Raw genomic sequence first — 20,972 nt, 5'->3', positions numbered from 1 at the left:
ACAAAAGCGACGGATACGGGCAATTTATTCGGCTTTTTCCAAAAAATTGCTTATTTTTTTGCGTCAATATCGGGGCCTCTATTCCGAAAAAATATAGCCAAACACAAGATTATGAAAATTTATTTTGGCGCGCTTTTTCAATGGACGCCAACGGACAAAGATAGCCCCATGGTTTATGATGTCGGCGTAAGTTAATCAGTTCCCTCATGTCAAAAAATAGGATAGATATTGTTTATGCGCACCAAGGTCTTCGCCGGCATTTTCTCAATAAGTTTGGCTTTTGCAGGCTGTAGCAACAAACTGGATATTCCCTATAAAGGCCCAGAGCTCAATAGCCTTGAACAAGCGGCCAACTATTTCCAAGCCCGCAACATTAGTAAAAATCTCACCGGCATGAAAATTCGCATAGAGGAAAAGCCGTTTCTGTTGGGAGCATATGATGTGCGCGACGGAATTCCAGCGCGGGTACCTGAAGACAGCTACGGCAACCTGCTCGAGACAGTTAAACAAAGCGCCTCGCCATTGGCTAATGGTGTTGCAACCAACGACTACACTGAAGCTCCTGACGGCCTGCGCTCCCCTCAAGAACGCCTCAGCTACTTAACCGCGCGAGCCATTGCCAAAAGCTTTGGCAAAAGCGGTATCCCGGTAATGCCGGCCAGTATGGCCATTGGTTTGGCGGACGCCCAAGCGGCTAGCACGCCACCCAAAATCTCCGCCAAAGAAGAAAAAGAATTGATGGCGGCCATCAAAGCCAAAATTGCTGTTAAGGATAATGACTGGGCGGAGAATCGTAAGCAGTTTTTCATGGCCGAAGAAAAAACATTCTTGGCTGAGAATATTGTAAAGCCGGGTGTAATAGCGCTGAACTCCGGTGTGCAGTACAAATTCATTAGAAAGGGAACCGGCAAGCTTCCCAAGATTAAAGATACTGTAACCCTTAATTATCGCGGAACTTTGTTGGATGGCACCGAATTCGATAGCAGTTACAAACGCGGAAAACCTGACAGCTTCGAACTCAAGGATATGATTCAAGGCTTCGCAGAAGCTATGACGCAAATTCCTGACGGCTCACAAGCGGTAATATATATCCCGTCACGCTTGGCTTATGGAGAGAAAGGCACAGACGGAATTCCACCTTATGCGGCGGTAATTTTTGAAGTAGATTTGCGCGGCATTAAAAGCAGTTTCTTTTGAGTCTTGAGACCTTCGTTTAACCGCTGCGCAGAATCCAATCGCGCAGCGGCGACGAAAAACCATCTATTCCAAGGTGAAGCCACTGCACGCTTCAACCCAACTTTTACAATACCGACAAACGAAAAAATATGCTGAATTGGACAACCAATCAAAACCAAATGTCAACGCAACATTGCGCAACGACTCCCGATACCACCGAGCAACAGGTGCGCGAGTCGATAGAGGGGACTGCTGAAAAAGCGATTCAGATGCTCACTGAAAATATTCAGGATCATTCACTTTATTTTCTGTGCGAATGGAATCTAAAAGATGCCGAATTAAACATATGCGTAACAGACGCAAGTAAATCGCATGATTCACCCCACAGCTACCGCTGCAAATTCTCCGGCCTTGCCACAGCTTTAGCACAAGCTTCCGAAAAGGAAATTCAAGATTATGCAGGCATGGTTAAATTTTGGTTGCACGACTATTTATCCAGCTACGCTCCGTTTTTTAAATATTCTTTGGTTGCCATATTTCATAGCAGTACCCGCGAGCAAACCGAACTTCTGTAACTTGATTAATGCGGATGAACCATGAGCCCCTTTGACAAGAGTTTAATTCTGATAGGAATGCCCGGCGCAGGTAAGAGTACGCTGGGAATCATGCTCGCTAAAGCCTTGGCAAAAGATTTTGTCGATACAGACGTGCTGATTCAACTGGAGCAAGGTAAAACTTTGCAGGATATTGTGGACAGCGAAGGATATTTAACCTTGCGTGAAATTGAGGAAAGGGTGTTAGTTAACACGCACTACCCTAACCATATTATCGCCACTGGTGGTAGCGCGGTTTACAGCGATAAAGCCATGCGGCATTTGCGGCACTTCGGCCCTATTGTATTTCTCGACTTATCCCTTAACGAATTAAGGTTGCGTATAAACGATTTTGATACGCGCGGCCTGGCACGTAAACCTAACCAAAGCCTGGAAGAACTTTACAACGAGCGACGCGAGCTTTACCAAAAATATGCAAGCATTACGATCGATTGCAATGGAAAGAGTCAGCAAGATATTTTGGCAGAAATTATTTATGAGGAAGCTGAAGCCTATACCGAAAAAGACGCCTGATTAGGTATCAAACAAGTACCTACTGCTAGCGGCACGATTTAATGAGCCTTAGGCTCTGTTGTCTGTTGCGGCGGTTCATTTTCAGGTTTTGTTCCCGTACCACGTAACCGCACTAACAATTTCAGCAAATCAAACCAAAAAGGCGCGCCGAATAAGGATGCCGATGCGGTAACCAACCAACCTACAACAGAAGAAGGCACCAACAACATCGACCATTCAAACTGCCCATTCCAACCGACAGGCAAAGTTTGCAACTGCGCATATGCCTGAGTTGCCAGTAAGCTGTTGCCCTCTGAAACACTCAGCTGCGCGATAGATGCCGGATGCAACCAAAGTGTTTTAAACAGGTGTACGCAATCAATATTGAAACCAACTGCAACGATTAGCGCGATGATAAAACACCACATTTGCGACTGCTTTTTGTAAGCACCCGAAACACGCCCCATACCCGTATCAAACCAAGTAGCTAATTCGTGCTGGAAATTGTGCAGATTCCCTTCAGCTTTGCGATACAAATTTTTCAACAAGGCACGCAACTGCTCATCCTTCAACAAATCTATTGCAGATTCCAATTTATCAATTTGTTCTGGTGTTTTTTGTAAGGCGTGAATTAACGCCAGTGCAAAATTTTTTGATGGAATATACGCAGGTTTATTGCGTATATTTTTTACCGTGGTGGCTGTGCCGTTACCCGCCGGATGAGCCAAAGCATCATTATAAATTGACATGAGCAACTCGTGCCCTTGACTGGTTTCTGCATTCAGTAATTCTGAAATACCACACAACAAGGTTTTGGAGCGAAGATTCAACCATGAGGCGACTGCCTCATAAATTGAACTGGCAATGAGCGCAACAGATGCAAAACAAAAGATAAGCCCTATGGCCACTTCCAACACGGTACTATTGAACATAGACAACCGCTCCTTATGGGTTATTTGTTATTTTTTCGGGCAGTGCGCAAGGTCGTTATGCGGCAACCATGACACCGCTATGAAAACGAAATTCGTTATCGGGACTCTCAATCAAACTTTTTTCCAACTCTAAAAATACTTTCAGGCGTTTTTCAACTTCTTCACTACCTGACACTTTTTTCGCAAGATGAAGATAATCCTCATAATGACGCGCTTCAGATTTCAGTAAAGACAAATAAAAGTCTCGTAGTTCATCATCCAGAAACGGTGCCAATTTCGCGAAACGCTCACAGGAACGCGCTTCAATAATCGCACCAACAATCAAGGCATCTACAAAGCGTGCGGGTTCATGGGTGCGGACAGGTTTGCGTAACTCACTCGCGTAACGGCAAGGTGTAATTTGTTCATAGGCCACACCGCGTTTCTGCATGATTTGCATAACCTGTTCGTAGTGACGCAACTCCTCACGCGCAAGACGCGACATTTTATGCATCATTTCAAAATCGCCCACGTAGCGATACATCAAGTTGATTGCAGTAGATGCGGCTTTCTTTTCGCAGTTAGCGTGATCGAGTAATAACAATGCTTGGTTCTCGGGCAGTTTTGCCGTTTCTATCCAAGCGTCAGGGGTTTCGCAATATAAGAAATTCTGGATTCGCACCAGTGCATTCATAGTGGCCGGCGTTGAGATTAATGGCTTGGATACTGAATTCATATAACACTAAGACTGTTCGGTAAAATGGGGAATAATGTAGCGTTCGTAATAGGCGCAGGATAATGCGTAAAAATCCCGGTCAATATTGTCGCGAATTTCTGTTAGAGGCGTGCCCCGCCATTTGGGCAACAATCGCAAACCATAGGCTTTTAGGTCAGTGATTTGGCTTGCACCAGACCGCAGTAAATCAAAAACCCAGCAATAGGGATTTTGTTCTTCTTTAAATAAAATCTGTTGATGCTTAATTTGTTGCAGAAGAATATTTTCATCCACAATTTCAATCATATTCTGAACAACCTGCGACAAATAACCCTCAAGGCGCTGCGCAATAATCAATCGCTGTTCGTGGGTATAAGCATTCCAATCAATAACTTCATGGGCGAAGCGTTTGCATCCGCGGCAAACGCTATCGCCAATCCCTGTTGAGCAAATGCCCACACAGGGAGTTCTTACGGGTTTATATAAAAGCATAAATATCGAAATTAATAGGGTGTACCGCTAACATCCAATTTAATTTTCCATACAGCGCCAGCACCGGTGAGGAATAGCGTTTTTCCATCTTCACCACCAAAGGCAGCATTGGTGATATTGGCATCAACATTAATGGTTGCGATTTGTTTTCCTTCTGGCGTAAATACGCGCACGTGTTTTGCGGCGTGTTCAGTTGCGTAAATATTACCGTGGCAATCAAGTGCCATACCATCTGGTATAAACATACCAGTTACCAAGTCCTTACCTGCTTGTGGAACACCATCAACAATCGCGTAAGTACGCAAAACACCTTGCGCATCGCCCCCCGCAACATACAAGGTTTTTTCATCCAACGACAATGCAATACCGTTTGGGTTATTAATAGTGTCATCTACCACCGTTGTTTTTCCATCAGTGTCAACGCGGTAAACACGCGTTTTAGGTTGGCCACCGGGAGCCGCCGCTGTTTGGTATGCAGGGTCAGTAAAATAAATGGTGCCATCTTTGGCAATGGTTAAATCGTTGGGCGAATTGAAAACATTGCCTTCAAATTGATCGATCACATTAGTGCGTTCACCCGTTAATGTGTAGCGAGAAAGGCTTTTGAATTTGTGTGTACCGGCAACCAAATTGCCTTGCACATCGGCCGCCAAACCGTTACTACCGCTGTCATCGATCACAGTAGTCATAACGCCGTTCGCGTCCAATTTTTGAATGCGTGATGGAAAAGCTCCCGATGTTACGAAATCGGAAAAATAAAGCGCATCTTTTATCCATACCGGGCCCTCATAAAGACTTGATTCAGTACGAGTGCTATTAGCGCCGAGGATGCGCTCTGCCGTTAATTCGCCCGACGGTGCAACACCACATGCACTTACAGACGAAGTTACAGAACTGGTCGTCGCAGTAACGGCAGGTGCTTCAGATTTTTTGTGTTCACAACCCATTAAACCAAACGAGGCAATACCAGTTGCCGCTAAAAATACCAGCCCGGGTTTCATTATTTTCATGGGATTTCTACCTTATTTATTAAATGTTGGATTAGCGTTATTTGGGTACGCGTGTGAGCACAAGTGTTGTTTCTGCACTGCCAATTTTCGGGGAGCAAACATACCACATCGACCGAGTGAATGGCTGATAGGCTCGCGCAAAATCCTCAAGAGATTACCATCTACACAGAACACATCGGCTGCCCGCGAGTTAACACCTTCTTTGGCATGATGTATACTTCACCCCCGATTTATCGCTCTTGCCCGAGCGTAGATTTTTCATCCGTGAAGGTCACGGATAGCCTCCTGCCGCAGAGATCCTGCATGCGAGAGTAAAAACCACCCAATGAGGATAAAATTGTGCTTGAAGCCTATCGTAAACACGTCGCTGAACGCGCCGCTGAAGGTGTTCCACCAAAACCACTTAACGCTGAACAAGTTGCTGGATTGGTCGAACTACTAAAGAACCCACCCGCTGGTGAAAATGAAGTTCTGTTAGACCTGATCACCAACCGCGTTCCCCCCGGCGTTGACGAAGCCGCCTATGTTAAAGCCGCTTTCCTAAGCGCAGTCGCCAAAGGCGAAGCAACCTCTCCCCTGATTGATAAACCTCTCGCTGTAAAACTCCTGGGCATGATGCTCGGCGGTTACAACATCGAAACTCTTGTGGCACTGTTAGACGATGCTGAATTAGGCAAGCTGGCGGCACAAGAACTGAAACACACTTTGCTTATGTTTGATGCCTTCCACGACGTGGAAGAAAAAGCCAAAGCCGGCAATGCAAACGCAAAAGAATTGATTCAAAGCTGGGCTGACGGTGAGTGGTTCACCAGCAAGCCAAAAGTAGCGGAAAGCACCAAGCTCACCGTGTTCAAAGTGACCGGCGAAACCAACACTGATGACCTTTCCCCTGCCCCAGATGCTTGGTCACGCCCAGACATTCCACTCCATGCCCTCGCCATGTTCAAAATGCAACGCGACGGTATTACCCCAGATCAACCAGGCACCATCGGCCCCATCAAACAAATCGAAGCATTGAAAACCAAAGGTTATCCCTTGGCATTTGTGGGTGACGTTGTAGGTACTGGTTCATCACGTAAATCTGCAACTAACTCTGTGTTGTGGTTTATTGGTGAAGATATTCCCGGTGTACCTAACAAACGTACTGGCGGTGTGTGCATCGGCGGCAAAGTGGCTCCGATTTTCTACAACACCATGGAAGACGCAGGCGCCTTGGTGTTCGAAGCTCCCGTTGAACAATTGAACACTGGCGACGTGATTGAAATTCGCCCCTATGAAGGCAAAATCCTGAACGCGGAAACTGGCGCCGTGATTTCTGAATTCAGCTTGAAATCTGACGTGCTGTTGGATGAAGTACAAGCTGGCGGCCGTATTCCGTTGATCGTTGGCCGTGGTTTGACCACTAAAGCACGCGCTTCTTTGGGCTTGCCACCAAGCACTCTCTTTCGCTTGCCACAAGCTCCGGCTGATACCGGCAAAGGTTACACCTTGGCTCAAAAAATGGTTGGTAAGGCGTGCGGCGTGACAGGTATTCGCCCAGGCACCTACTGCGAACCCTACATGACTACTGTTGGCTCTCAAGATACGACTGGCCCAATGACTCGCGACGAGTTGAAAGACTTGGCATGCCTTGGCTTCTCTGCCGACCTGACCATGCAGTCTTTCTGTCACACCGCTGCTTATCCAAAACCAGTGGACATTGAAACCCAACATACCTTGCCTGACTTTATCATGACGCGCGGCGGTGTTTCTCTGCGCCCAGGCGACGGCATCATCCACTCATGGTTGAACCGTATGTTGTTGCCAGACACCGTTGGTACTGGTGGTGACTCTCATACCCGTTTCCCAATTGGTATTTCTTTCCCAGCGGGTTCTGGTCTTGTAGCTTTCGCGGCTGCAACGGGCGTTATGCCATTGGATATGCCTGAATCAGTTCTCGTTCGCTTCAAAGGCGAATTGCAACCCGGTGTTACCCTGCGCGATTTGGTAAACGCGATTCCGCTTTATGCCATCAAAGCTGGTTTGTTGACTGTTGAGAAAAAAGGCAAGAAGAACATTTTCTCTGGCCGCATCCTCGAAGTAGAAGGCTTACCAAACCTGAAAGTAGAACAAGCGTTTGAAATCTCTGACGCATCTGCAGAGCGCTCTGCGGCGGGTTGCACTATCAAGTTAGACAAGGCTCCAATCATCGAATACATGACCTCCAACATCACCATGTTGCGCTGGATGATCGAACAAGGCTACGGCGATGTTCGCACCCTTGAGCGTCGCGCGCGCAAAATGGAAGAGTGGATTGCGAACCCTGTGTTGATGGAAGCTGATGCTGACGCTGAATACGCTGCAGTTATCGACATCGACCTCGCGGACATTAAAGAACCAATCCTCGCCTGCCCTAACGACCCGGACGATGTGAAAGTGTTGTCTGACGTCCAAGGCGCGAAGATTGACGAAGTGTTTATCGGTTCGTGCATGACCAACATCGGCCACTTCCGTGCTGCCGGTAAGCTGTTGAACACGACTAAAGACGCTCTCTCTACCCGCTTATGGATTGCCCCACCCACCAAGATGGATCAACACCAACTCGTTGAAGAAGGCTACTACAGCATATTTGGCACCAAAGGCGCTCGAACTGAAATGCCAGGCTGCTCATTGTGTATGGGGAACCAAGCACGTGTAGCGAAGAACTCTACGGTGGTTTCTACCTCAACCCGTAACTTCCCAAACCGTTTAGGTGAAGGTGCGGATGTGTATTTGGCATCAGCGGAATTGGCGGCAGTAGCCGCTATTCTCGGCAAGTTGCCAACACCGGAAGAGTATTTAAGCTACGCGAATAAGTTGAACAGCATGAGCAGCGATATTTATCGTTATTTGAATTTCAACGAGATTCAAAGCTATCAAGAAGCTGCGAATGAAGGTAAGCGAATTGCTGCTGTAGAAATTCAAACTGTAGCGATCTAAAACGGTTTGAAGATTGAAAAAAACCCGCTTCGGCGGGTTTTTTTATGTTTTGGATTTATTAATTATCGCAACAGTGAAAGCACTTGTTGTGGCCGCTGATTAGCTTGCGCCAACATGGCCTGGGAGGCTTGTTGTATTACCGTTGAACGGCTTAATTTTGCAGTTTCTTGCGCAAAATCTGTATCTACGATTCTAGAAAGTGCAGCCAAGGTTTTTTCAGAAATATTACTCAAGTTAGCGACTGTAAAATCAAGACGATTATTAATTGCACCTAAATTTGATCTCGTTTCATTGATTGTTTTTAGCGCGTTATCAACTGTACCAATCGCTTTTTGCGCACTCTCTAATGTCATCACATTCAAACCGCTTAACGAGCTTCCATTCATATTTTGTGTTTGCAAATTCATTTGCATTAAACCCGTGGCGGCCTTTCCATTGTCAGTCACCGTCAGCCGAATCGCTTCACCAGATAAAGAAGTAAGTTGTATTCTCGAATTGACTTGTATGCTTTCGTCCGTCAAGAGATTGTTGTTCGTAGTATCCGATAAATCTGCACCGCTTGATGCCAAGCTCACACTCAGACCTAAAGCATGTAAGGTTTTTAGACCTTTTGTATTACCTAAAGCGATATTAAATGCAGACGATCCCGATAAAACTATACTCCCGTTATCATCTATTTTTGCATGAACGCCTGTTTGCGCCTCACGCGAATTTAATTCAGACATCATCGTTGCGGAATTAGTGATGTCAGTAAAATTAATTTCAATTCCTTTAATTTTGACGGAGCCGGTTGTTCCGCTATCAGCAATCAAACCGAGCGCAGTATAAAAACCCGTTGAATCAGAGAGATTAATTGCTCCCTCCGAATACAAATGAAACAACCCATTATCATCTACGTATGCTGTAACTCCGGTAGCGCCGGCAGCATTGTTAATATTGGCAGCTATTGTCTGTAGGTTATCGCCGGCTGTTATCGCAATGCCAAGACCATTTATCCCAATGACGCCCGTAGCCGGCGCTGTAACACTAGCGTTAGCAGCACGAATCTCTTTCGTAGCACCACCATTAAACCTGCTGGTTAATGTTGCTGTTAAGTCTGCTCTAACAGACGTTTTCTCTGTTAATTTATTGATCGCATCAACTTTAGCCTGCAAACCCAAACCAGATGCAACGGCGCCAACATCTATACCATTAATTGTTAAATCATTGACCGCAAGAGCATTAGCTTGGTTAGACACCGAAACAGCGTGACCTACGACAGTGTCATTCGAGGATTCAAGAAAACCAAGATTTTCCAAAATGGTGTCCGAACCAGCAGCACCTTTTGAAATGATAATGGGATCACCATTCTTGGATTTTAGAACCAGCTGAGCGTCAGCAGTTATGGTTCCACCGCCATATGCGGCGGGGATGACTAGATTGAAATTAATAGGAGCTTGATTCGTCGTATTAGGCATAACAGTAAGCTTATTTTTGGCAGGCAAACCATAATCCGATCCACCAATAGAGCCCGTGTCCACCTCATCACCAGCAGTAAAATTCAGCTGGGTAGTCATAAAAGAAAAGCCGTTAGCTGATATATCTGCGTTTAAGGCAGCGAGATTTGCATAACTCGTATCACCAGATCCATTCAAGCTTGTTATGGCAGCATCCAACGACATTCCTAATTTTAACTTATCGAACAACAACTTAATTCCCGCCGTATTTCCGCTCGCTGTCACTATGTCTTTATGCAACATTTTTACCGCGGCATAACCGGCGCTGTAGCCAATGGCAGATGGAGAGCCAACTGCTTGTGCTGCAGTGAAAGCCGCTTGAAATTCACCGATGGTATCCAACGCCCCCGATGCTATGTCAGCTTCAACACGTTCATCTGCGCCATGTATAAACTCAGCAACACCTTCAGTAAACCACCCAGGTAATGTCGCCATTTGAATATTGTTTGCCGGACTTAACATTACCGCATGAACCATTTCGTGTAATAACACGCGATCAGCGTAAAACGAATTTCCTGCGTCAGGGCCCGACGGCAAGAAGGAACTGAAATTAACAAAATCGTCCAAGTCAATGTTTAACGAAAAGTCGCTGGGATCTATATAAGCCAGAGAACCACCAGCACCTTCATGCACCAGATCCAATAGCAAATCGGAGCCGTCACCCGATATCCCAAAATAATTTGCAATTATATTTTCAGCTTCAGCAATCCAACTGCCTTGTAATGTTTGTACAATTGCTGAAATATCAGGATCTGGATTACCCGCCAGACTAATGCCTGATGCAACACCACCTGAACTATCCACCACTGTGAATGTAGCCAAACTGCTGCTACTCAGTTCAAGCTTTCCGTCAGCCCCTATGGCTGCTTGTATCAAATTGCCGGTCTTTTCATTGATCCTGGCAACTAGCTCTTCCATATTATTTGTATTGCTGACGGAGTAAGTTACCGAGTCTCCTTGAAGGGTAACTGCCGTTATACTTAGTGATTGAGCGCCGCTCAAAATACCAGTACCCACATCTTCTGCTTGTGTTACCACCATCGCGGATGCTTCTATGTCCGCAAAGGACGTATTTATAGATGTAAGTAAATCCGAAACCTTTGTACCAACTGGCGCAGGGTCAATCGCCTTTCCATTGATTTTAATGGCCGATGCTGGAATACCACTCGACAGACTTCCATGACCATCGACACTCATCTGGGCGCCCATGAGATCACCTGAATTACCAGTAATCCCTAAGGATTTAGTATCCATTTTTGGTATTTTGAAACTTACGGTTTGATTGGCTTCCGCACCAACTTGCAAGTCAACCTGCGAGCCACTACCGTCGAGAATTTTTCTACCATTGAATTCTGTATTGTTGGAGACAAAATCAATCTGACTTAGAAGCTGCTTAACTTCGGCGTTCAGAGTTAATCGGTCACCATCGCTGTATATACCGTTCGCCGCTTGAATCGAAATTTCCCGAATACGCTGCAACATATTGGTTGTTTCGTTGAGCGCACCCTCGGCAACTTGAATCATTGAAATGCCATCATTCGCGTTGCGAACAGCTTGATCCAAACCACGGATTTGCGAGGTCATTCGGCCGCTGATAGCCAAACCGGCAGCGTCATCTGCCGCAGAATTAATACGCTTACCCGACGACAATCTGCTTGTCGCCAAATCCAGTTCTGAGCCGGATCGCATGATTTGGCGCTGAGCGCTCATCGATGCGGTATTGGTATTAATAATAAGAGCCATTAGTTAAAACTCTTCGTGTGTGTGTTGAACTCCAAGCTCCTCTTTAGGAAGCTTGAAGGCTCGTATCTATCTATCGACACATGAACGAAAAGCTTTAGGCGAAAGTGAATTATTTTTAGTTATCTGATGATGAGTTGGATAGGGCTTTGAATGCGCCGGTTAAAAACGTGCCCGTAGATTTCAAACTACGAGTAATTGCTTCCATTGCGCTAAACTGAGCCTGTAATCTGGCGCGATAGGATTGGCTTCTCCGATCCAGGGTCGCCATATCTGTTTTAATTTTTTCTACGTCTTTATTAATGCTTGTTTCGCGATTTTTTATTAATCCGTTTGTCTTTAAAAAATTATCAATCATGCCCTTGAATGTACCGGAAAAGCCGCGCGAAAAAGTGATGTTTCCCGATGTGGCGCCTGCGGTTATTTGCATGCTTAATCCCTCCGCCTTAGAGTTCAGAGCAGGCAAAAGCACGTTACCAAATCCGAAAGCAGCCGCACCGTCCACGGTTCCTGCAACATCTGCCCCAGTAGTTCCGGAAGCAACGCTCAAACCTATATCCGCCATATCAGCGCTTGCGGCAGTAATATCGACCTTACTGCTGCTACCGTAAGCCGCAGACGTAAACTCAAGTTTTCCGGTAGAACTATTGAAAGCCACACTTACAGTAATCTTCGACGCAGCGAGATTAGCATCGAGGTTAATGAGTGATTGCAAGTCAGCAGCCAAGGCAGAACCCGACGTATAATTTTTTGCGGGTATGTTTATAGACGCTGTTGCAACACCATCAATTTTTGCAGTGAAACTATAGGTTTTACCTACAGAACCAGTATCCACTGCAATCACATCGCCCGCGGCCCCCGCTATAGCTGCACCTATAAGCTGCCCTTTACTGGGTTGTGTTGTTATGTTTACGGCATAAGTACCAGGTACACTTTTATCTGTATATTTGGTTAGCGCAATTTGTGCGTTACTCGATGAAGTTTTAGGAATAAAGAGATCTCTAACCTCATCAAAATGCTTATCAATCGTGGAGCGAAAACTAGTCTCAGTTGCAGAGTCATCAATTGTTAAGGTACCGTCGGTGCCCAGATCAGTTCTAATACCTAATGCAGAAAATGAGTTAAAACCGCCGCTAACACCAGTAATAGCGGCGCTCATTTGAGTACGAACCTGTTGAACCAAGTTTTTCGCCATAGGATCTTGGCGCAAACTCCCGTACTCGTTTTTCTCTGAATCGAAACCTATGAGCTTCTTGGTATCTGCTAAAAATGTGTTGTACGCAGTTACATAATCTCGTATTGCCTTTTCAGCAATAGATTTGTCTGCCGTGATTCCGATATTGACAGTTTCTGTCGAGGACTTATTGAACAAATCAAACTCAAGCCCTTCGATTACATCAGTGACATGATTGGTTGAACGAGTAACTGTTAATCCATTGACACGGATTACTGCATCTTTACCCTCTTGTTGCTGAGTCAAATTTTTTGTCGAGTTGTTAAAATTAAAGCTCGCTAACCCTGGGGCACCCGCAGCTTCAGTAGCGGTGATTTCAATCTCATTACTCTCACCAGATGGAGCTGTAACAAGTAATTTATAGGCCCCGGCTTGCCCTACAATACTGGCCTTAACACCTACATTTGATTTATTAATAGCATCCCGCAAACCAGCCAGTGAATTATTGCTGTCGTCAATCGTGATAGTCGCTCCGGTCTTCGAACTGTCGACGGTAAAAGCATCGGCAACGGGTGGCGACGCCAAAGGCAACACGTTGCTCCAACTACCAAAACGGATCACCAAGGTACCTTTGCCTATAGGCGCGGTTTGAGATGCAAAACTTCCAGAAGTCACCGACTGAGCTTGCGCGATTTGATCGACGTTCAAACTAAATTCACCAATGGAAGCCTTGGCGTCCAACTTGGTTATACCCAGTAAAGTGGTGGTGGGAACAGATGCAGATTTAGCGTTAAAGGTATCGGGATTACCCAGCAATGACGACGCGCTTTCTAGCTTACTGAATGCGGAACGCAGCAATCCAAAATCGGATATTTGGGTCTGGAGCAAGGATTCTTTTTTAGTCAGGCGATTTGTTTCTGGAAGTTTATTTACATCTACCAGTTGATTGATCAAAGCAGAGGTATTGATGCCCGACCCCGATCCCAAGGCACTAATGATGGAGGACCCAGTGCTGGCATTGCTCACCGTGGAGGGGGTTGTGCTTGAAACTGATGCCATAATGATTACTCCAAAAACAATTTCGCTATCAAGTTAGCGGCAAGTGTTGAATAAACTTTAGCCTAAATAACGTTCAATAGTGGATCTTTACAATTGATTAATCGTAACCGGATTTGCTCGCCGCGGTTCCCTTTTGCCGCTGCAGTACGCGTGAGCGGCAAGTGCATGCCGTAGCTACTGCCCAGCTGAATGCTATAACGCACAAAGAACGGCATTTCACCCACTTTAGTGGATGCTATGCACAGACCGCACCAATCAACTCAAGCCCCCGGTAATAAAGATTAAATATGCTTTTTGCACACCGTAGACTAGCGCCTTGGTGATATTATTCGCCACCGAAACAACCCTCTCACTACCCCAAAGATTTAACATGCCGCTAAACACAGATTTGCTAAAAAAGTTAACACCTTTTATCAGCTTGGTACTCTTTGGTATTGCCGCCTATAGCGTGCATCACCAAATTGCGAACTATGGCTGGAGCAATCTATGGGTGGATCTTTTGGCCACCCCATCGCAAACGCTCGAAGCCATGTTTTTTATGAGCGTTTTTGGCTACATCACCTTAAGTTTTTGTGAATGGATTGCCATTCGTTATACCAACGAAAAAATTAATTATCGTTTGATTCTGCTTGGGTCATTTTTAAGTAATGCCATTAGCCATAACGTGGGCGCCTCACCGATTACCGGTGGCGCCATACGCTATCGTTTTTATAGTGAATGGGGTTTGAGTAACGGAGCAATCGCAAAGGTAACCCTGTTTGGTACGCTGAGTTATTTTTTAGCGGCGTTCACTTTGTTAGTAATCGCCTATTTGTTTCAAGCTGGTTCAGTGCCCGTTGAGTCTGCGATTGCACAAAACACCATTCATCTTTTGTTAGTCATTGGCATAGTGTTTATTGTTTGCTGGATCGGCATATCTTTTTTTAGCGGAAAAGAATTTCGTGTAAGCTCGTTTGCCATTTCTCCACCCAAACCGGCTCTTGCGCTTCAACAAATCGTTATGGGCGCAATTGATCTCAGCATAGCGGCTATTGTGTTCTATATACCGCTACTTAATTTTATGGACATCAGCTTCAGTGAGTTCTTGGTTTATTACGTTGTTGCGCAATTATTTGGCTTGATTAGTCAGGTGCCCGGCGGAATTGGCGTTTTTGAAAGTAGCTTTATGTTCCTTGCAGGCGATCGATTTCCGCCAGAACAATTATTATCGGCGCTGATTATTTACCGAATTGTGTATTACATCATTCCGCTAATATTTGCTGGATTATTAATCGCTGGCTACGAAACCAAAAGTCACCGTTTTGTTTACACGCTTAAACTCCATTATCTGTTCAAGCTAATCTACCTTGCGACACCTAAAATATTTTCTGTGCTTCTACTCCTTGGCGGATGCATTTTGCTGGCATCCGGCGCAACGCCGGGCATTCAAGAGCGGCTAGACTGGCTGCAGTTTTTCATACCCCTGCCGCTGATTGAATTCTCGCACTTGATAAATAGCCTCGTTGGTTTGGGGATGATTTTTCTTTCGCGTGCGGTAAGCATTAAATTGGATTCGGCTTACTACGCAACCATTATTTTATTATGCATTGGCATGGTTGCATCGCTCGCGAAAGGGTGGGATTTTGAAGAGGCATCCATTCTGGGCTTGATGCTAGTTACCTTTGTTCCAGCACGTAAGCACTTTTACCGCAAATCTGCTTTATTGCAGTTGGAAATCCCCTTCTCACAATTTTTAATTGGTGCTGCGATTGTGGGCTTGTCCACATGGCTGGGATTTTTTTCTTACAAAGATGTGGCCTATTCCAACGAACTCTGGTGGCAATTTTCTTTAGACAGAACCGGCGATGCATCGCGTTTTTTACGTTCACTGTTTGTGATTTCAGTGGTATGCGGCGGCGTACTTATCTACCGTTTGCTGAGCAAAACCACAATTGATTTAACCTTGCCAACCAAAGAAGACTTGGATATAGCCACCAAAATTGTCCACGACTCCAATACTACCGATCACCACTTGGTATTGACCGGCGACAAATATATTTTGTGGAGCGAAACAAAAAAGAGCTTTTTAATGTTTGGTGTAACTAACAAATTTTGGATTGCAATGGGCGACCCCGTAGGCGACCCCACAGAATTTGAAAGTTTGGTATGGCGCTTTCGCGAAGAGGCAGACAAAGTTGCCGCTCAAGTTGCGTTTTATGAAATTGGCATTCAACAAATCCCGCTCTACCTGGATTTGGGTTTAAGCCTCATTAAATTAGGCCAGCAAGCGTTAATTCCGCTCAATTCATTCGGACTTGAAGGTAAAAAGCGACAAAATTTCCGCAGTGCTATTAACAAATACCAACGTGAAGGTTTTAGCTTTGAAATTGTTTATTCTCACCAAGTAGAAGCAATACTGCCTAATTTAAAACGTATTTCCGATGCATGGTTAGAAGAAAAAAATGCAAAGGAAAAACGTTTTTCCCTAGGTTTTTTTAACGAAGAATATCTACGGCACTGCGAGCTGGCAGTTGTTAAAAAAGATGGCGAAATCTATGCATTTTGTAATTTGTGGGCACTGAATAACCGTCGCCAAATCTCTATTGACCTGATGCGCTATTTGCCCGGAACTCCCAACGGAATTATGGAATATTTAAATATTAGCCTTGCACTCTGGGCCAAAGAGCAAGGCTTTACCTACTTCTGCTTGGGCATGGCGCCCTTATCGGGATTGGAAAACCATGAGCTAGCTCCGCTGTGGCACAAAGTGGGCAATACGATTTTTCGTAACGGCAGCGATTTTTATAATTTTGAGGGCGTCTATTTTTACAAAGATAAATTTAACCCTGAATGGCAACCGGTTTATTTAGCAGCACCACCGGGCCTACAAACTGCTTCAGCGCTCTTGGCCGCTACCACGCTTATTTCCGGCGGAGTAAAAGGCATTTTCTCCAAATAACATACTGTATTAGCTCAGAGTTTTATTCGATGCGTTTAAAAACCAAACTAGCTCTTTCACTGTTGACCTCTGTCGTTATAATCGCCGGCACATTCCTTTTGTTTACCCAAAAAAATAAGCACCCTGTCGACAACACAATTAAAACAGACCACGTAAAAATCGGTAACGAAAACATTCCGGTCTATCGCGCAACTCGCCCGGAAAAAGGTTTAATTATTTATATTGCCGACAAACGTCAAAGCGACCAAACAACTAAATACGCAAAGCAATTCGCTGCGCTAAGTTACTATGTGGCAATGATTGATAACGAAGCCCTCTTGCGTTCAGAACCCGACGGCGCAGGCTGTCTCAACCTTGCTAAAAAATTAGCGGACGTAAAAACCGTGCTACAGCAACATTACAAGCTGGATGAGGATGAATACCCAATACTCGTCGGAACTGATCAAAGCTCATCAACCGTGTATGCCACTTTAGCTCAGACAAAAAGCCACGAATTTCATGCGGCCGTTAGTGTTAATCTCACCACAGAACTCAAATCTCACACCGAGCTGTGCGAAAAAGATACTTTTACACACTCTTCAGACCAAGGCACGGTTTTAAAATCTATCGATCGTCTTCCAACCAGTTTTTACGTATTTCAAACAAAAGATTTCTTTCCGGAAGCAAAGCAATTTTCAGAACATATTTCTAACCTTAAATTCACCTTAGCTGAGGGACCAACCCAAAACGCTGCGGCCGAGGCTATTCAAATTTTGCAATGGCTCGACCCCCGCTTGGCAGACCAAATTTCATCAGACGCAAGCGACAGCGACCTCCCCTTAATTGAAATCCCTGCAGTGACTTCAAGCGAAAATCAAATTCCTTCTGATTCATTAGTTGTGCTTTTAACGGGCGATGGCGGCTGGGCAGAAATTGATAAAAGCTTGGCAAAAATTTTGGCTGAAAAAAATGTACCGACTGTTGCGCTGGATTCTTTGAGCTACTTTTGGAAATCTCGCACACCCGAAGAAACAGCAACTGATATAGAAAACATCATCGCGGACTACTTACAGAAATGGAACAAAAAACGCGTCATTTTAGTGGGTTATTCCTTCGGTGCAGATGTACTTCCTTTTGTGGTCAACCGTTTAAATGATGAAACTCGTCAAAAAATTTCGCTGGTCGCCTTGCTCGGCATGGGTAAAACTGCTGCGTTTGAGTTTCGTTTATCCAGCTGGATGAATGCCGATACTCACGCCAGCCGTTTACCCATAACACCAGAGATTAAAAAAATGAACGTAAATGCTATTTGCATTTACGGCATAAAAGATGATGCAGCTAATTGCTTACCCAACGTCGAGTTCGGTGTAAAAGCTATTAGCATGCCTGGCGACCACCACTTTGACGAAAAATACGATGAGCTGGTAAAACACATTTTGGAAAACGCACAGAGCAAATAATTAGTTATGCTTTTCTTCAGTTTTTATTGGGAAACTAAAGAAAAAAGTTGAGCCTTTATCAACTTCTGTGGTGTAGTCAATAGTTCCGCCCATTCGTTCTACTATTACTCGCGAAATACTCAGCCCCAGCCCAGTACCGTCCCTTTTTCGTGTATCTGAGCTGTCGGCCTGCGCAAATTTTTGGAAAATTTTGCTACGAAATTCCTCCGGAATGCCAGTTCCAAAATCCTTAACATAGACACTAATATGCTGGTTTTTTGCATCAGCAAAAATTTCCACTACTCCATCCATATGTGAAAATTTCACGGCATTTGAAATTAAATTAGACATAACCTGCAAAAACCGATCTCGGTCAACTTGTATTTCCATCCTCCTATTTGCAAACGCACCGACATTCAATTCAAGCTTTACGCCGTATTTCAAAGCGTAACCCACATTTTGATCTATAGCCTGGGCTAAAAGCTCGCAAGTGTCGTACGGGCGTATATCCAGCGGCAAATTACCAAGCTCAAGTTTTTCCATATCCAACAGATCATTCACAAGACGCCCTAAACGTTCAGCGTTATTTTTTGCAATAATCAATAGATCCATTGCTTTATCAGGTACTGCGGGTACGGCACCGCCAACCAAAAGCCCCAAAGCACCAGTGATGGATGTTAAGGGTGTACGCAACTCGTGACTTACCGTTGATACGAATTCATTTTTTAAGTTATCTACTTTTTTTCGCGCTGTTATATCGTGAATAAGGCATATATAAATTCTACGATCCGGTAAGTCCACTTTACTTACACCAATTTCAACAGGGATAGATTTGTTGTCATTGGTAATCCCTTGAGTTTCAAAAGCTTTCCACACCAAATGATTGCCGGAGCGTTGGTATTCGCCGTTGGGCGCAACTAAAAGATCCGCGAGCACAGGAATAAAATTCTTTGCAGATCTCCCCATCATTTCTTGTTCTGTTGATTTGAATAAGCGACATGCGGCTGGATTAGTTCTTTCTATATCGCCCAATTCATTGATAATGATAATGGCCTCTACCGCTTCATCGACAATAGATTCTAGCTCCAGTGTGCGACGCTCAACTAATGAGCTAATGTATTGGGTACGCCCTGTTACTAATAATAAAAATCCACCCAACATGCTTGCGAAAAGCAGCCCACCGACCAATACGTACCACGATTGGCCGTTAAGCTGTTTGTCGATAAATTGCTGCGTTGGCGTCACACTTAACCGCAAGGTTCTTCCACCTATCACCTCTTCAAAATTCCAAACAAACAATTTTGAAACGGCTGAAACAGGGCGAGCGTCCTCGTACAAGCTAACAGATTTTGACTCTGTGACGTCAGTCAGCGAAATTGAAAAATCAGCCTCCGGAAATTTATTATGGATGAGATCAATTTGGCGGTTAACGGTTATTAGCGCAGTAACGTATCCGCGCAAAAGTTGGTCACGCATCTCGCGTGTTTTGGGAACATCAAGCGATTTATACACAGGCATAAAAATAAGATAACTTAGCTCGCCCCCCGAAGACTGAACCAAATGCAGCGGTTCCGTCATTGCAGGCTGCCCCGTTTGATCGGCCGTTCTCAAAGCACGTCTACGAATTTCTTCTGACTCGATGTTAAACCCATGGGCTTTTGAGTTTTTGGAATGCGGTTCTATGTGAGTTACAACGACGTATTGCTTTCGCTCCGGCGCATTAATGAGGTTATGATTTACATCAGTTTCTTTAATTGAAAAATCAGTAAACCCCTGAGCAACAAGGGATTGCTCATAGTCTCGGCGTTCGTAATCATAAACCTTTTGATTCCATGACAAGGCATTTATGCCGCTTTCAAAACGCAATAACTCAACCGTGAACAATCTGAAGTCTTCTGCCGTAACTTCGTCTGATGCCAAATACAAACCTTTGAGTGACGTTAGTGCTGAAATTGATGCGTTAAAACCAAAAAACAATTTATCTGCAACTGCTTTGGCATTTTCTTGGTGAGCGCGCTGAATTTTTTGTTGTTCATTGCGGCTCGCATTAAAAAACACCGCTACAATCAACGCACAGCTAATAAGTAAAGGTAGCCCCACCGTTTTAAAACGCCCGCTCCAAAGTGGTCGAGGTTGGGCAAACAAAATTAAAACGAAAGGCGCTGCTATAAGCACGCCTATTGCGTCACCTGTCCACCAAGTTAACCAACTACGAACAGCCTGCGACAAAGGAATTATGTCGTTAAAACACAGGGCCGCAACGCCTAGCGTCGCACTAACGGAACTCGCAACAGGTCCACCCAAAATAAAAAATAAAAAAATACTCCATTCATCGAGCAGACTATTGGGAAAGCCAACGAATTTTCGAATAAGTCTGGAGCCGACCCAGGTAGCAAGACAACTTCCCAATGCAATTTGTGCAGCGACAAAAACAGTGGAGAGATTGAAGCCAGCTCCACTGGTAAAAGCCACACTTGTATTAAGCATAACTGAACCAAGAAACACACCAAGTAACATGGGATTGCCCCACAGCAGAACGGCTGCGAGCGAAATACCAAGCGGAGGAAATATGGCAGATGCAAATCCGGGGGGTAAGGCGAGCAACAACGAAAGGCGACCCGCTAATACGTAAGTAAACGCCAGAAGAACTATCCTGATTGTCAGCATGGGCGTCGAAGCTAGTGCCAGCGGCATAAATCCCTCTCTCTCACTCAAATATCACTAAGCCTAGCCGAAAAATCTAAATCTGAGTACAAGCATTTAGGATTAAACCGCAAAA

General features: G+C 44.9%; 14 protein-coding genes. 6 read left to right on the top strand and 8 right to left on the bottom strand.

Annotation, left to right across the window (positions count from 1 at the left end):
- Window positions 1–234 precede the first annotated feature (234 nt).
- The 3 genes from U1F02_RS08055 (at window position 235) to U1F02_RS08045 (ending at window position 2,303) form a co-directional block, all read left to right on the top strand.
- On the top strand, window positions 235–1,197 hold the full coding sequence (locus tag U1F02_RS08055; protein ID WP_409989853.1) for an FKBP-type peptidyl-prolyl cis-trans isomerase: 963 nt from the start codon (window positions 235–237) through the stop codon (window positions 1,195–1,197).
- A 128-nt stretch (window positions 1,198–1,325) separates the two neighbouring features.
- On the top strand, window positions 1,326–1,751 hold the full coding sequence (locus tag U1F02_RS08050) for a hypothetical protein (RefSeq protein WP_409989852.1): 426 nt from the start codon (window positions 1,326–1,328) through the stop codon (window positions 1,749–1,751).
- 21 nt (window positions 1,752–1,772) lie between these two features.
- Entirely contained in the window at window positions 1,773–2,303 is a 531-nt protein-coding gene (locus tag U1F02_RS08045) for a shikimate kinase (RefSeq protein ID WP_409989851.1), read from the top strand.
- A 38-nt stretch (window positions 2,304–2,341) separates the two neighbouring features.
- Here the strand turns inward: U1F02_RS08045 and U1F02_RS08040 are convergent, their stop codons facing one another.
- Genes U1F02_RS08040 through U1F02_RS08025 form a run of 4 tightly spaced genes read right to left on the bottom strand, consistent with a single transcriptional unit; the run spans window position 2,342 to window position 5,410 of the window.
- The gene (locus U1F02_RS08040; RefSeq protein WP_409989850.1) at window positions 2,342–3,214 is read right to left on the bottom strand and encodes a hypothetical protein; all 873 of its coding nucleotides are present in this window, start codon (window positions 3,212–3,214) and stop codon (window positions 2,342–2,344) included.
- A 55-nt stretch (window positions 3,215–3,269) separates the two neighbouring features.
- Window positions 3,270–3,887, bottom strand: coding sequence for a tRNA-(ms[2]io[6]A)-hydroxylase (locus tag U1F02_RS08035; protein WP_409989943.1), 618 nt, complete (start codon window positions 3,885–3,887; stop codon window positions 3,270–3,272).
- A 48-nt stretch (window positions 3,888–3,935) separates the two neighbouring features.
- A complete protein-coding gene (locus U1F02_RS08030) occupies window positions 3,936–4,400 on the bottom strand; it encodes a DUF1289 domain-containing protein (protein WP_409989849.1) in 465 nt (154 codons plus the stop codon).
- Window positions 4,401–4,411: 11 nt separating this feature from the next.
- On the bottom strand, window positions 4,412–5,410 hold the full coding sequence (locus tag U1F02_RS08025) for an SMP-30/gluconolactonase/LRE family protein (protein WP_409989848.1): 999 nt from the start codon (window positions 5,408–5,410) through the stop codon (window positions 4,412–4,414).
- Window positions 5,411–5,749: 339 nt separating this feature from the next.
- Between U1F02_RS08025 and acnB the strand changes: the two genes are divergently transcribed.
- Complete coding sequence (gene acnB / locus U1F02_RS08020; RefSeq protein ID WP_409989847.1) at window positions 5,750–8,368, top strand: bifunctional aconitate hydratase 2/2-methylisocitrate dehydratase; 2,619 nt, start codon at window positions 5,750–5,752, stop codon at window positions 8,366–8,368.
- A gap of 62 nt (window positions 8,369–8,430) precedes the next feature.
- On the opposite strand, the gene U1F02_RS08015 is transcribed toward acnB, so the two are convergent.
- The 3 genes from U1F02_RS08015 to U1F02_RS08005 form a co-directional block, all read right to left on the bottom strand.
- Complete coding sequence (locus U1F02_RS08015; protein ID WP_409989846.1) at window positions 8,431–11,607, bottom strand: flagellin; 3,177 nt, start codon at window positions 11,605–11,607, stop codon at window positions 8,431–8,433.
- A gap of 115 nt (window positions 11,608–11,722) precedes the next feature.
- Window positions 11,723–13,837 carry a flagellar filament capping protein FliD gene (gene fliD, locus U1F02_RS08010; protein ID WP_409989845.1) on the bottom strand — a complete coding sequence of 705 codons (2,115 nt, stop codon included), beginning with the start codon at window positions 13,835–13,837 and terminating at the stop codon, window positions 11,723–11,725.
- 62 nt (window positions 13,838–13,899) lie between these two features.
- On the bottom strand, window positions 13,900–14,052 hold the full coding sequence (locus U1F02_RS08005) for a hypothetical protein (protein ID WP_409989844.1): 153 nt from the start codon (window positions 14,050–14,052) through the stop codon (window positions 13,900–13,902).
- Window positions 14,053–14,207: 155 nt separating this feature from the next.
- Between U1F02_RS08005 and mprF the strand changes: the two genes are divergently transcribed.
- Complete coding sequence (gene mprF, locus U1F02_RS08000; protein WP_409989843.1) at window positions 14,208–16,775, top strand: bifunctional lysylphosphatidylglycerol flippase/synthetase MprF; 2,568 nt, start codon at window positions 14,208–14,210, stop codon at window positions 16,773–16,775.
- Window positions 16,776–16,804: 29 nt separating this feature from the next.
- The gene (locus tag U1F02_RS07995; RefSeq protein WP_409989842.1) at window positions 16,805–18,214 is read left to right on the top strand and encodes a virulence factor family protein; all 1,410 of its coding nucleotides are present in this window, start codon (window positions 16,805–16,807) and stop codon (window positions 18,212–18,214) included.
- Here U1F02_RS07995 and U1F02_RS07990 read toward each other — a convergent pair whose 3' ends face one another.
- Entirely contained in the window at window positions 18,215–20,887 is a 2,673-nt protein-coding gene (locus tag U1F02_RS07990; RefSeq protein ID WP_409989841.1) for a CHASE domain-containing protein, read from the bottom strand.
- Window positions 20,888–20,972: the final 85 nt, after the last annotated feature.

This window comes from Cellvibrio sp., from assembly GCF_046347455.1.
Lineage (GTDB): Bacteria > Pseudomonadota > Gammaproteobacteria > Pseudomonadales > Cellvibrionaceae > Cellvibrio.
Note: the sequence above shows the minus strand (reverse complement) of the source record. Positions and strands in the feature narration are given on the sequence as shown.